This window comes from Halorubrum amylolyticum (assembly GCF_004114995.1).
GTDB lineage: Archaea > Halobacteriota > Halobacteria > Halobacteriales > Haloferacaceae > Halorubrum > Halorubrum amylolyticum.
On sequence record NZ_SDJP01000001.1, the window covers coordinates 417,125 to 429,742 of the forward strand.

Here is a 12,618-nt window from a genome sequence, read left to right on the forward strand (position 1 = left end):
GTCACGGCACCGACCGTGACGCCGCCTCCTTCTGAACCGATCCGGTTCGCTTCCGACGACTGACCCCACCGCTCGCGACGTACCACCGTCTACCCATACCCACCATCCACCCATGCCACTCGCCACCAACGACTTCCTCGACATCGACGACGTGACGCCGGCCGAACTGGACGCCCTGCTCGACCGCGCCGCCGCGATGAAGGCGGGCGAGACCGAACCTCGACTGGGCGACGCGACGCTCGGGATGATCTTCGAGAAGCCCTCGACGCGCACCCGCGTCTCGTTCGAGACCGGCATGACCCGACTGGGCGGTCACGCGATGTTCCTCGGCCCCGACGACATCCAGCTGGGTCACGGCGAGCCGCTGCGCGACACCGCTCGCGTGCTCGGCCGGTACGTCGACGGGGTGATGGCGCGCCTGTTCGACCACGAGGACGTCAAGATTCTCGCCGAGCACGCCGACTGCCCCGTGATCAACGGGCTCACCGACGAGGCGCACCCCTGCCAGACGCTCGCCGACCTCCTCACGATCCGCGAGACGGTCGGCGAGGACGCCACCGTCGCGTGGGTCGGCGACGGCAACAACGTCGGGCAGTCGTTCGTCGTCGGCGCGGCGATGGCCGGTATCGACGTCGAGGTCGCCACCCCCGCCGACTACGGGATGAACCCCGCCGTCTTCGACCGCGCCGCGGAGTTCGGGCTCGACGTGGAGCCGACGGCCGACCCCGAGGTCGCGATCGCCGGCGCGGATATCGTCTACACCGACGTGTGGATCTCGATGGGACAGGAGGACGAACGGGAGGAGAAGCTGGCCGCCTTCGAGGGGTTCCAGGTGAATCGGGAGCTGCTCACCGGCACCGACGCGAAGGTGATGCACTGCCTGCCCGCGCACCGCGGCGAGGAGATCACGGACGACGTGTTGGAGTCGGACCGCGCCCTGGTGTGGGATCAGGCGGAAAACCGGATGCACGCGCAGAACGCGCTGCTCGTCGAGCTGCTCGGCGGGGAGTGAGAGCGGACGGGGGTAGTGGTATTGCAGGACTATTTATGAACAGACGTGCGGTGGCGCGCGCCTCCGAGCGCCCGAAGGGCGCGAGGAGCGCCGCGCGAGGGACGCGGCGACCAGAGAGGGACCGAAGGTCCCTCATGCAGCCGGCGCGTAGCGCCGGCGACGAAGGGAGCCGCGAGGCTGGAGAGGCGTGAGGCTGCGATGCTGTACGGAGAGGTGGGACTCAAAGGGGCAGCCGCGAGTCGTCGCGGCTGGGGCTTTGGAGGTGTTGACCGTCGATCCGATCTCGGCGACCTATAAGCAAGCGGCTGGGGCTTTGGACGTGCTCACAGCCGATTTTCCAGCAGTTACTTATAAGCGAGAGATTGAGCCTATGAAGGCCCTCACCGCGACGATAAACCGCCTCAAAAACTCCGATCCGCGATCTAGTTCCCGGTCCAGCGCAGCACCGCGAGCGTCCCCTCGTACAGCACGATCATCGTCAGCGTCACGATGATCGGCGCCATCCCGGTCGGGTCGGGGCTGAACAAAAAGGCGATCCCGAGGAACGACCCCCAGAAGATCAGCCGTTTCGCCTCCAGCCACTGCCGGGTGACGAGGTTCATCATGATCGCGAGCATGATGAAAAGTGGGATCTGGAAGACGATCGCCATGAACGCGAGCATGATGACGATCAAGTTGAACGTCTCCGCGAGCCCGAAGGCGATAGTCGCGGCGTCGGAGGTGTAGGTGGTAAAGTACGAGAAGATCGCTGGCAACACGAGGAAGTGCGCGAACGCGATGCCGACGCCGCCGAGCACGAGGCTCGTCGGGACCGCCGCGAGGTAGTAGCGCCGCTCCGTCTCGTAGAGCCCCGGCTTCATGAACCGGTAGGTCTGGTAGACGAACGCCGGGAGCCCGACCACGACGCCCGCGAGCCCGGCGACCTTCAGCCGGGTGAGCGGGAGTTCGAGGGGGCCGTACAGCCGCGGGCGGTTCTCCAGCGGCGCGGGGATGTGGTAGCCCCAGAAGTAGTTGATCAGCTCCGTCGACTCGGTGACCACGACCAGCGTCGCCAGCCCGCCGATGGCGAAGACGACAGCGAGCCGTCGCATCATCTCCTCGATGTGCTCGGCCAGCGGCATCTCCTCGTCCGACTCCGGGGCCTCCAGCCCCGCTATCCCCCCGTCACCGTCGGCGGTCCCTCCGGCGACGCCACGGTCCTCGACCGTCGGCGCGTCCGACGAGAGCGGGGCGGACGGATCGTCGGCGACGGCGTCCCCCTCCGCGTCGTCTGCGGCGTCTGACCCGATCTCGGACGTGACTTCGGGGGAGACCTCCGGCTCGACGGGCTCCGACCGAGAGCCGTCTCCCCCCTCGGCGCCGTCGACGGGGCCGCCGCCGTCTCCGGCTCCCTCGTCGTCGGCGTCGGCGCTGTCGACCGAACCGTCACCGGGGGCCGAGGGCTCGTCGCGCGACCGGTCCGAGTCGTCCATTCACTTCTTCTAGGCAACCGGGTGACTATAGGCCTTTTCGGATGGCGGCGAGCGGCGCCCCGACGCGGGGACGCGAACGCGGTCGAAAAGGTTGATAACGGCGACGGACTTCCGGTCCCGTATGGCGAGTGCCCTCGACGAGGATACCCAGCAGTCGCTCGCGGAGGGACGCGAGTCGGCGAAGGCCTTCCTCCGGTCGGTCCAGAAGGACCTTCAGAAGGTGTTCGTCGTCTTCCTGTTGGGGTTCCTCGCGACGTTCTGGGCGCTCCGCGTGTACATCTGGGACCGGCTCAGAGCGATCACGGAGGCGAACATGTCGCCCGCGGTCGCCGCCGAGACGGACGTGATCGCGACGACCCCGTTCGAGGTGATCCTTCTGCAGGCGAAGATCGGGCTGATCGTCGGCGTGATCGTCGCGATTCCGCCCTTCATCTACGTCGCCCGCGACGAGCTCCGCGCCCGCGGAGCGTGGCCGCAGTCGCCGGTCCCGCGCTGGAAGCTCGCCGGGATCGCCCTCCTCGGTGCCGGACTCTTCACCGTGGGTGTCGCCTACGGCGTCTACGCCTTCTTCCCGATCATGTTCTCCTTCCTCGCCGGCTTCGGGCTGGAGGCCGGGCTCCAGCCCACCTACGGGATCGTGATGTGGACGGAGTTCATCGTCTTCCTCTCGCTGTCCTTCGGGCTCGCCGGGCAGATGCCGCTTCTCATCACCGGCCTCTCGTACTCCGGGATCGTCCAGTACGAGACGTTCCGCGACAAGTGGCGCTACGCGGTCGTCGCCATCTTCGTCTTCGGCGCGATGTTCTCCCCGCCGGACCCGTTCACTCAGCTGATGTGGGCGTTCCCGCTGATCGCCTTATACGGGTTCAGCCTCTACCTCGCGAAGCTCGTCGTCACGGCCAAGCGGAGCTCCGACCGAATCGACGTGTTCGGCGCCGCGCGGAACCACTGGAACGTGGTGGGCGGCGCGGCCGTGCTCGGCGGCGGACTCGTCTACGCCTTCTACGAGTACGGCGGTCGCGTCGCGATCAACGACCTCCTTCGGCTCGTCAACAGCGACTGGCGCTTCCTCGAACCCGGCGCGGGTCTCGGCGTCGACCCCGCGACGGCGGCCGGGATCTACGCCGCCGCGTGGGCGCTCGCGTTCGTCGCCGTCGCGACGCTGTGGGCGGTCTACGCCGACCTCGACACGACGAGCGCGGGCTACCAGTACGGCGATCCCGCCGCCATCGACGTAGGCGACCTCGACGCGGCCGGCGTCCGCGCCGCCCCGGACGACGCGTTCGCGGAGATGGACGAGGAGGAGTCGCTCGCGCTCGCGCAGGCCGCGCTCGACGACGACGACCCCGAGAAGGCGCAGGCGATTCTCGATCGGTTCGACGGGGTGCAGGGAGAGGACGGAGAGGGCGGCGACGGAGCTGGCGGCTCCGCGGTGGAGGGTGGCTCCGGTGGCTCTGGCGGCTCTGGCGGCTCCGGCGGTTCTGGCGGCGCCGGCGGCGGCGACGGCCTGATGGGCACCGTTCAGAACCGCACCTCCCGAGCCAGCTCCACCTTCCTCTCCGAGCTCACCGACGGCGACGAGGAGGAAGCCGAAGACGACATCGGCGGGTACTACAAAGACCTCAAGTTCATCTTCGACTCGCTGCGGTCGCGGTCGTTCCGGCTCGTCGCCGTCTTCGGCGGCGTGATGGCGGCCGCGTTCACGTGGCTGTACCTCGGCGGGCTCGCGACCGTGCGCAACGACTTGGAGTCCCGCGTCCCCGCCGAGATCGAGGGCGGGATCAACGTCATCACGCTCCACCCGGTCGAGGCGCTGATCTTCATGGTGAAGTTCTCCGTCCTGCTCGGGATCGTCGCCGTGTTCCCGGTCGTGCTCTACTACGCGTGGCCCGCCCTGCGGGAGCGCGGCTTCGTCGCCGGACGCATCTATCAAGTGTACCTCTGGGCGGGCGCGCTGTTCGCCGGCCTGATCGGCGGCTTCGCGCTCGGGTACGCGTACATCGCACCCGGGATCATCGGGTGGCTCGTCACCGACGCCGAGCTGGCGAACATGATCATCACCTACCAAGTGAGCGACTTCCTCTGGCTCGTCGTCTACACGACGATCGGAATCGGCTTCCTCGCGGACATCCCGATCGCGATGCTCCTGCTGAACAACGCGGGGGTTCCGTACCGGGTCTTCCGGAACCGCTGGCGCGAGGTCACCGTCGGGATCATGCTGTTCGCGGCGGTGTTCACCCCCGCCGACGTGATCACGATGATTCTCGCGACGCTCCCGCTGATGGCGGCGTACGGCGTCGGCATCGGCGTCCTGTTCCTCGTCACCTTCGGCGGCCGGCGGAACCTCTCGCCGCCCTCGGAGCTCGTCGGGCGCTGACGAGCGCGGCTCGTTCGTCGCTCGCCCTCGCCGCCGCCGTTCACTCACCCTTTCGCCACCGCCGTAGACCGCCGAGACCGACGGGTATTCCCGCGCGCGCACGCAACGGGCGGACGAGATGAGCAAGGACTACATCGAGGTCCGCGGCGCCGAGGAACACAACCTCAAGGATCTCGACGTCCGAATCCCGCGAGAGGAGTTCACCGTCGTCACCGGGCTCTCCGGGTCGGGGAAGTCGTCGCTCGCGTTCGACACCGTCTACGCCGAGGGACAGCGCCGGTACATCGAGTCGCTGTCGGCGTACGCCCGCAACTTCCTCGGGCAGATGGACAAACCGCAGGTGGAGTCGGTCGGGGGGCTCTCGCCCGCGATCTCCATCGACCAGAAGAACGCCGCGAACAACCCCCGCTCGACCGTGGGGACCGTCACCGAACTGCACGACTACCTCCGACTCCTGTACGCCCGGATCGGCACCCAGTACGACCCCGTCACCGGCGAGGAGGTCGGCGAGCAGTCCGCGCAAGACATGGTGAACCAGATCCTCGAACTGCCGGAGGGGACCCGCGCGAAGGTCGCGGCGCCGGTCGTCCGCGACCAGAAGGGCGCCTTCGAGGAGCTGTTCGAGGAGCTGGTGAGCGACGGGTACGCCCGCGTCGAGGTCGACGGCGAGCCGATCGATCTGACCTTGGACGATCCCGAGCTCGATGAGAACTACGACCACACGATCGATGTGATCGTCGACCGGGTGCGGGTGTCGCCCGACGCCCGCTCGCGGATCGCGGACTCCGTCGAGACCGCGCTGGAGGAAGCGGGCGGCGCTCTCAAGCTGATCGTCCCCGATCCGCCCGCGGACGTGCCGTTCGCGTCGAACGCGCGTTCGACCGGGTCGCTGGCGGCGGACGCCGAGGGCGACGACCGCCTCGTCGTCGAGTTCTCCGAGGAGCTCGGCAACCCCAACTCCGACGTGCAGTTCTCCGCGATCGAGACGCGCTCGTTCTCCTTCAACAGCCCCTACGGCGCCTGTCCCGAGTGCGAGGGGATCGGCTCGACGAAGGAGGTCGACGAGGGCCTCGTCGTCGAGGACCCCTCGAAGCCGCTGAAACACGTCTTCGAGCCGTGGAGCTACGACCGCACCTACTACTCCCGCCAGCTCGACAACGTCGCCGACCACTTCGGCGTCTCGCTGGAGACCCCCTTCGAGGAGCTCGACGGGGCGATTCGGCGGCAGTTCCTCTACGGCACCGACGACCTCGTCCACTTCGAGTGGACCACCAAGAACGGCACCCGCGAGAAGACCGAGCGGTTCGAGGGCGTCATCCCGAATCTGGAGCGTCGCCACGTCGAGACCGACTCCGAGCGCGCCCGCGACCACATCGAGGAGTACATGGCCGTGACGACGTGCCCCGAGTGCGAGGGCACCCGCCTCAAAGAGCAGTCGCGGCACGTGCTCGTCGGCGACACCGCGATCACCGAGGTGAACGAGATGTCGATCGCGGAGGCGCACGAGCACTTCGAGGGGATGGAAGCCGAACTAAACGATCGCGACACGACGATCGCGACGGAGATCCTCAAGGAGATCCGCGCCCGGCTCGGCTTCATGGAGGAGGTCGGCTTGGAGTACCTCACGCTCGACCGCGAGGCGTCGACGCTCTCGGGCGGCGAGAGCCAGCGCATCCGGCTCGCCACGCAGGTCGGGTCGGGGCTCGTCGGCGTGTTGTACGTCCTCGACGAGCCGTCGATCGGACTCCACCAGCGCGACAACGACCGCCTGCTGAACACCTTGGCCGGACTCCGCGACCTCGGCAACACCCTAGTCGTCGTCGAGCACGACGAGGAGACGATGCGCCGCGCCGACGAGATCATCGACATGGGGCCGGGGCCGGGCAAGCGCGGCGGCGAGGTGGTCGCGCAGGGCGACTTCGACGACGTGGTCGACGCCGACGAGTCGATCACGGGCGACTACCTCGCCGGCCGCAAGGATATCCCGGTGCCCGACGAGCGCCGCGAGTCGGACGGGGAACTGACGGTGCGCGGCGCCCGCCAGCACAACCTCACGGACCTCGACGTGTCGCTCCCGCTCGGTACGCTGACGACCGTCACCGGCGTCTCCGGCTCCGGGAAGTCGACGCTCGTCCACGACGTGCTGTATAAGGGGCTCGTCCGCGAGATGAACGACAACACCTCGGTCGACCCCGGTGAGCACGACGCGATCGAGGGGAAAGAGGGGATCGAGACGGTGCGGCTGATCGACCAGTCGCCGATCGGTCGGACGCCTCGCTCGAACCCCGCGACGTACACCGACGTGTTCGACTACGTCCGGGAGCTGTTCGCGGAGACCAAACTCTCCAAGCGCCGCGGCTACGAGAAGGGGCGGTTCTCCTTCAACGTGAAGGGCGGGCGCTGCGAGGAGTGCGGCGGGCAGGGAACCGTGAAGATCGAGATGAACTTCCTCTCGGACGTGTACGTCCCCTGCGAGCAGTGCGTCGGCGCGCGCTACAACGACGAGACGCTCGACGTGGAGTACAAGGGCGCGACCATCTCGGACGTGCTCGACATGAGCGTGGACGAGGCGTACGACTTCTTCGAGAGCCACCAAGGGCTCCAGCGCCGCCTGAAGCTCTTAAAGGACGTGGGGCTCGGCTACATGGAGCTGGGCCAGCCCTCCACCACCCTCTCCGGCGGCGAGGCGCAGCGCGTGAAGCTCGCCGAGGAGCTGGGCAAGAAAGCCACCGGCGACACCCTCTATCTCCTCGACGAGCCGACGACGGGGCTCCACAAGGAGGACGAGCGCAAGCTGATCGACGTGCTCCACCGCCTCGTCGACGCCGGCAACACGGTGGTCGTCATCGAACACGAGCTCGACTTGGTGAAAAACGCCGACCGCGTGATCGATCTGGGCCCCGAGGGCGGCGACGGCGGCGGCGAACTCGTCGCCAGCGGCACCCCGGAAGCGGTGGCCCGCACCGAGGACTCCCACACGGGGCGGTACCTCCGCGACATGCTCCCCGACGTGGACTTGGAGGGGCCGCGCGACGACCGCCGGAAGCCGGCGGTGGCCGACGACGACTGAGGACGGTGTGGCCCGCGTCGTGGGAGTCCAACTGCCATCGATGGCGCGGTTACTCCCGTGATCTACTCGAAAAGGCGCTCTTGACGCATGTCGACGACGGACACCGCCGCTCTCGTAGCCCTAACGTTCAAGCCGTGTCAACGCTAACGTTGACACGATATGGCAACGGCGGACGAGCAGATCCGAGTGAGCGATCGGGTGAAACAGCGCCTCGATCGCCGCCGAAGCGGTGGCGAGAGCTACAACGACGTGCTCGAACGGCTGCTGACGGAGCAGAGCGACGCCGACTTTCACGACGGGTTCGGGCTGTTGTCTGACGACCAGGCCGATCGGATTCGCGAAGAGCGTGAGCGGACCAAAGCGAAGCGCAAAGAGCGAATGCGTCGGCTCGGCGAGCGCACATGAAGGTCCTCGATGCGAACTATCTCATCGATTATTTGAACGGGAAGCCGGCCGCCCGGCGGTTCTACGAGGCGAACGACGGTGACAACGAGGTGTGGATCGCGCCGGTGCCCGCCTACGCCGAGACGCTGGTCGGCGTGGGTAACCTCCCCGGCGCGTCTGTCGACGAAGCGATCGACGCGCTCGCTTGGACGGAGGTCTACTCCGTCGACGAAGCGCTGTCCGAGGAGGCGGGCTACGTCGCCGACGAGGTCGGCGCGGAGGGACCGTTTCTCGACGGCGTCGACGCGATGGTCGCTGCCGTCGGGCGCAAACTCGACGCGCCGGTGGTGTCCACCGACGGCGACCTCACGCACGCCGAGACGCGCGAGGTGATCGAAGTCGAAGACTACCGAACGTCCGACCGAAAGCGGTAGCACCGGTCGCCCGAGCCGCCGAGACTGCTGTAGTTCTCCGACCTTTCGGGTCTCCTCGCGGCTGAGAGCCCCTTCACGACACACTACGGCACTCCGGCCCCTCAGAACTTCTCTAAGAGGTCGCCGTAGAAGTCGCCACCGCGGTCGCCGGCGAGCTTCTCGACGATGAGCTCCGGCGTCGATCGTGCCAGGTGCCCCTTCTTCGGCGAGCGGTTCACCCGGAGCTCGCCGTCGACGAGCCCGGCGGCCTCGATCCCGTCGACGGCGACTTCGAAGTCGGCGGCGTCCCGTATCTCGCGGGCGAGGTGGGAGACGAATACCGCGGTGGCGTCCTGCTCGTCGAGCGCTTCGAGGATGCCCGCGATGATCTTCGCGGAGGCGCCCGGCTCCGTGATCGACTCCAGCTCGTCGACGAGGACGAGCCGGTCGTCCGCGCCCTCGACGAGGTCGCCGAAGTCCCGGAGCGTCGCCTCGAACGCGCCCGCGTCGAGGGTCCCCTGCGACTTGGCGTAGTAGTGGACCTCCTCGAAGCGCTCGACTCTCGCCGATTCGGCGGGAACCGGCATCCCCATCTGCGCCAAGACGACGACGAGCGCCACCAGATCGAGGGTGGAGGTCTTCCCGCCGGAGTTGACCCCCGAGAGGAGCGTCGCACCCGACACCGCGTAGTCGATCGGCTCCACGTCCACGAATTCCACGTCGAGGAGTGGTGAGCGACCGCCCTCGATGCGGAAGCCGGACGCGTCCGACTCCGGCCCGACCACCTCGGGCATCGCGCAGTCGAAGTCGCGCGCGAACCGCGCGATCGCCAGCTCCACGTCGAGTTCGAGGGCGTCGCGCACCAGCCCCTCGACCGGCTCCCGCAGGTCGCCGAGGTCGCTCGCGAGTTCCGCCTTCAGGTGGGCGCCCCGGCGATCGCGCGCCGCCGCGAGCTCGGTGCGGAGCCGCGAGACCGCGCTCTCGTCGTGTTCGACCGGGAAGGAGGGGTCGCCGCCGAAGACGCGGTCGGCGAGTTCCGCCTCCTCGGGCTCCAAGCGGAGGGCGTCCGCGAGGTGTTCGCGGGCGCGGGCCAGCGCCGCGTCGTACTCGTCGGCCAGCTCGCGGTCCAGAAGCGAGTCGACGCGGGCCCCCTGCTCGACCAGCGAGAGGAAGTCGGTCCCCTCGATGGTCACGTCGCGCTCCCGGATCGCCTCCCTGAGCCGGTCGTCGGCGACGGACTCGGCGGTCGACACCGCGGCGTCGAGATCGTCGACGGCGGCCGTCACCCGTTCGAGTTCCGCGTCGCCGACGATCGTTCCGTCGTCGTCGAGCCGCGCGAGCGCGTCGCGGAGGCGGTCGGGGTCCGCCGCAGGAGCGATAGCCGCCGCCTCGTGGACCGCCGCGGCCGCCTCCAGCCGCTCGCGGTTCGCGGCGAAGAAGGCGAGCAGGCGCTCGGGGACGGTCTCGGCGGACTCGTCGAGGGCGTTCGGGCGGACGTGCACGTCCCCCTCGACATCGAGCCCGGCGAACTCCTCGTCCAAGACGATCACGGTCGCGTACGACCGCGCCAGCTCGGAGACGTCGCGCGTGTCCTCGACCGTCTCGACCGACAGCTCCGGCACCGCCGACTCGGCGTGCGCGAGCGTCTCGGCGTCGGCGGTCGCGAGACAGCGGTCGCGCACCCGGACCGTCGGCGGGTCGGTGAGGGGTTCGACCCCGGAGAGCGCCTCGCGGACGGCGGGGTCTGGCTCGCGATCCATCGCGCTCTCGACGAACGACTGCGCCTCGCCGATCCGCGAGGCCGAGGCGCTCGGGTAGAACGTCTCCAGCCGCTTCGCGGCGTAGTCGGTGACGGTGCGCTCGCGCAGCAAGTCGATCGCCGAGCGGTACACCTCGCGGGCGCGGTCGGTCGCCAGCACGCGCCCGTCGTCGCCGTGTCGGCGACGGATCGCCCCGCGGGCGATGCGGGCCGCGCGGGCCTCGTTGACGCCGGGCGCGCGGGCGATCGCGGCCACGTCGCCGGACTCGACCGTCGCGACCGGGTCGTCGAGCTCGCGCAGCGACGCGGCCGTCTTCGCGCCGACGCCGGGGATCGCCTCCAACTCCATCTGTCCGCGGGTATCGCGGCAACGCGCAAAAGGATAGGGGGTCCCAGTTCGCGAGCGAGACCGTTCCGACTCACGCTCGCCCCCCAGATCGTCCGCGGCCGACGCGCTTTTTCCCGCCGCCCGCGAACCCGAGGCCATGAGCCACGACACCCTCGCCGCCGACGGGAGCGATCTCGCCCCAGAGACGGCGTCGAAAGCGGCGGCCGCCCGCGACGCGCTCGCCGAGCGCGACGGGGTGCTCGTCGCCTTCTCCGGCGGCGTCGACTCCTCGGTCGTCGCCGCGCTCGCGCGCGACGCGCTCGGCGACGACGCGGTCGCCTGTACGGCGCGGAGCGAGACGCTGCCCGCCGCGGAACTCGACGACGCGACGCGCGTCGCCGGCGAGATCGGAGTCCGCCACGAGACGGTCACCTTCTCGGAGCTCGACGACCCGAACTTCGTCGCCAACGACGGCGACCGCTGTTACCACTGCCGGACGATGCGGCTCGGTCGGATGTACGAGACGGCCACGGAGCTGGGGATCGGCACGGTCTGTGACGGGACGAACGCCGACGACCCCGGCGAGGGCCACCGTCCCGGCCTGCGCGCGGTCGAGGAGCTGGACGTGTTCTCGCCGCTTTTGGACGCGGAGATCACGAAAGACGAGGTCCGCGCGATCGCCGACGCGTACGACCTGTCGGTCGCCGACAAGCCCTCGATGGCGTGTCTCTCCTCGCGAATCCCGACCGGACTGGAGGTGACCGAGGAGCGGTTAACTCGCGTCGAGAAGGCCGAGCGGGTGCTCCGCGAGTGGGGGTTCGAGGGGTTCCGCGTCCGCGACCACGACGGGCTCGCGCGCGTCGAGATCGCCCCCGACGAGCTTGAGCGCGCGCTCGATCCGGCCTTCGCCGACGCGGTCCACGAGCACCTCACCGACGTGGGGTTCGAGTACGTCACCCTCGACATGGCCGGTTACCGCACCGGGAGCGTGAGCCCGGGAGGCGACGGAGACGCCGAGGGACGCGACGACGCGGGCGGTGACGGCGCCGGCGACACCGACGACGACGCGAGCGAGGGCGCGGCCGACGCCGAGACGGATCTCGACCTCGGTCGGCGGTACCCCCGCTGAAACGGTCGCGAGGCGGTCGCGGGGTTCGACCCGGACCGGAGGACCGTGGCGAGCCGTTATCACCCGAGAGAACCCGACGCGAACGTTTATCAGCCTTGTTGGTGAACCGACATCTATCATGGGCGAGGCGCAGACGCTCGCGATCATCGCAGGCGGCGTCGGCGGGTCTGTCGGCGCGTTCGTCGGCGTCGCCGTCGGCGGGACCCCGCTCGGCGTGACGCTGACGACGCTCGTCGTCGCGGTCGTCGTCGGCGCGGCGGTGATCACGAGCGCCGTCATCGCCGGCGACGTGGAGTTCTTCGCAAGCGCGGACGGCGAGTGAGGCCGTTCTTCGCGAGCGGCTTTGTTGGCACCCTCAGTCGGTGATATCCTTGCCTCGGTTGCGATCGATACAGGACCAGCGGCGATCGATAGCGGGAGTGAGTGTTGCAGTTTGGCGGCAGTGATGCCGTATTTAAATGATCGTGAGCAGCAGCGACGATCGCTTATAAATGGAACGGAGGTGCGGTGGCGCGCGCCTCCGAGTGGCCGACAGGCCACGAGGAGCGCGTGCGAGGGAGTCGCTGGCGGCGGCAGCCGCCAGCGACGAGGCTGGGGAGGCGTGAGGCGCTGTGCGGTTGCGGTCGGGGGGACCCAAAGGGGCAGTCGCCGGCGGCGGGGGCCGCCGGCTGCCA

9 protein-coding genes are annotated in these 12,618 nt (G+C 69.0%); 7 read left to right on the top strand and 2 right to left on the bottom strand.

Annotation, left to right across the window (positions count from 1 at the left end; genetic code table 11):
• The first annotated feature begins 112 nt into the window (after positions 1 to 112).
• Positions 113 to 1,012, top strand: a complete 900-nt coding sequence (gene argF, locus ESO89_RS01970) for an ornithine carbamoyltransferase (protein ID WP_128903996.1) — start codon at positions 113 to 115, stop codon at positions 1,010 to 1,012.
• Positions 1,013 to 1,434: 422 nt separating this feature from the next.
• Here the strand turns inward: argF and tatC (ESO89_RS01980) are convergent, their stop codons facing one another.
• A complete protein-coding gene (tatC, locus tag ESO89_RS01980; RefSeq protein WP_128903998.1) occupies positions 1,435 to 2,484 on the bottom strand; it encodes a twin-arginine translocase subunit TatC in 1,050 nt (349 codons plus the stop codon).
• A gap of 121 nt (positions 2,485 to 2,605) precedes the next feature.
• Here tatC (ESO89_RS01980) and tatC (ESO89_RS01985) point away from each other — a divergent pair, with 121 nt between their 5' ends.
• The 4 genes from tatC (ESO89_RS01985) to ESO89_RS02000 all read left to right on the top strand — a co-directional run bounded on the left by tatC (ESO89_RS01985) (position 2,606) and on the right by ESO89_RS02000 (position 8,749).
• Entirely contained in the window at positions 2,606 to 4,861 is a 2,256-nt protein-coding gene (tatC, locus tag ESO89_RS01985; RefSeq protein ID WP_128903999.1) for a twin-arginine translocase subunit TatC, read from the top strand.
• A gap of 118 nt (positions 4,862 to 4,979) precedes the next feature.
• Positions 4,980 to 7,931, top strand: a complete 2,952-nt coding sequence (uvrA, locus tag ESO89_RS01990) for an excinuclease ABC subunit UvrA (RefSeq protein ID WP_128904000.1) — start codon at positions 4,980 to 4,982, stop codon at positions 7,929 to 7,931.
• 159 nt (positions 7,932 to 8,090) lie between these two features.
• Positions 8,091 to 8,336: an antitoxin VapB family protein gene (locus ESO89_RS01995; protein WP_128904001.1), complete on the top strand. Its 246-nt coding sequence runs from the start codon at positions 8,091 to 8,093 to the stop codon at positions 8,334 to 8,336.
• Positions 8,333 to 8,749: a PIN domain-containing protein gene (locus ESO89_RS02000; RefSeq protein WP_128904002.1), complete on the top strand. Its 417-nt coding sequence runs from the start codon at positions 8,333 to 8,335 to the stop codon at positions 8,747 to 8,749. The genes ESO89_RS01995 and ESO89_RS02000 overlap by 4 nt, the downstream gene beginning before the upstream one ends.
• Positions 8,750 to 8,850: 101 nt before the next feature.
• Here ESO89_RS02000 and ESO89_RS02005 read toward each other — a convergent pair whose 3' ends face one another.
• Entirely contained in the window at positions 8,851 to 10,836 is a 1,986-nt protein-coding gene (locus ESO89_RS02005) for a MutS-related protein (RefSeq protein ID WP_128904003.1), read from the bottom strand.
• 136 nt (positions 10,837 to 10,972) lie between these two features.
• On the opposite strand from ESO89_RS02005, the gene larE reads away from it, so the two are divergent.
• Both larE and ESO89_RS02015 read left to right on the top strand, forming a co-directional pair.
• The gene (larE, locus tag ESO89_RS02010) at positions 10,973 to 11,944 is read left to right on the top strand and encodes an ATP-dependent sacrificial sulfur transferase LarE (RefSeq protein WP_128904004.1); all 972 of its coding nucleotides are present in this window, start codon (positions 10,973 to 10,975) and stop codon (positions 11,942 to 11,944) included.
• 118 nt (positions 11,945 to 12,062) lie between these two features.
• Positions 12,063 to 12,266, top strand: a complete 204-nt coding sequence (locus tag ESO89_RS02015) for a hypothetical protein (RefSeq protein WP_128904005.1) — start codon at positions 12,063 to 12,065, stop codon at positions 12,264 to 12,266.
• Positions 12,267 to 12,618: the final 352 nt, after the last annotated feature.

What these genes read in the sequence shown, in the direction of transcription:
- argF (WP_128903996.1), top strand. Translation starts at nt 113, where the DNA reads ATGCCACTCGCCACCAACGACTTCCTCGACATCGACGACGTGACGCCG.
- tatC (WP_128903998.1), bottom strand. Translation starts at nt 2,484, where the DNA reads ATGGACGACTCGGACCGGTCGCGCGACGAGCCCTCGGCCCCCGGTGAC.
- tatC (WP_128903999.1), top strand. Translation starts at nt 2,606, where the DNA reads ATGGCGAGTGCCCTCGACGAGGATACCCAGCAGTCGCTCGCGGAGGGA.
- uvrA (WP_128904000.1), top strand. Translation starts at nt 4,980, where the DNA reads ATGAGCAAGGACTACATCGAGGTCCGCGGCGCCGAGGAACACAACCTC.
- ESO89_RS01995 (WP_128904001.1), top strand. Translation starts at nt 8,091, where the DNA reads ATGGCAACGGCGGACGAGCAGATCCGAGTGAGCGATCGGGTGAAACAG.
- ESO89_RS02000 (WP_128904002.1), top strand. Translation starts at nt 8,333, where the DNA reads ATGAAGGTCCTCGATGCGAACTATCTCATCGATTATTTGAACGGGAAG.
- ESO89_RS02005 (WP_128904003.1), bottom strand. Translation starts at nt 10,836, where the DNA reads ATGGAGTTGGAGGCGATCCCCGGCGTCGGCGCGAAGACGGCCGCGTCG.
- larE (WP_128904004.1), top strand. Translation starts at nt 10,973, where the DNA reads ATGAGCCACGACACCCTCGCCGCCGACGGGAGCGATCTCGCCCCAGAG.
- ESO89_RS02015 (WP_128904005.1), top strand. Translation starts at nt 12,063, where the DNA reads ATGGGCGAGGCGCAGACGCTCGCGATCATCGCAGGCGGCGTCGGCGGG.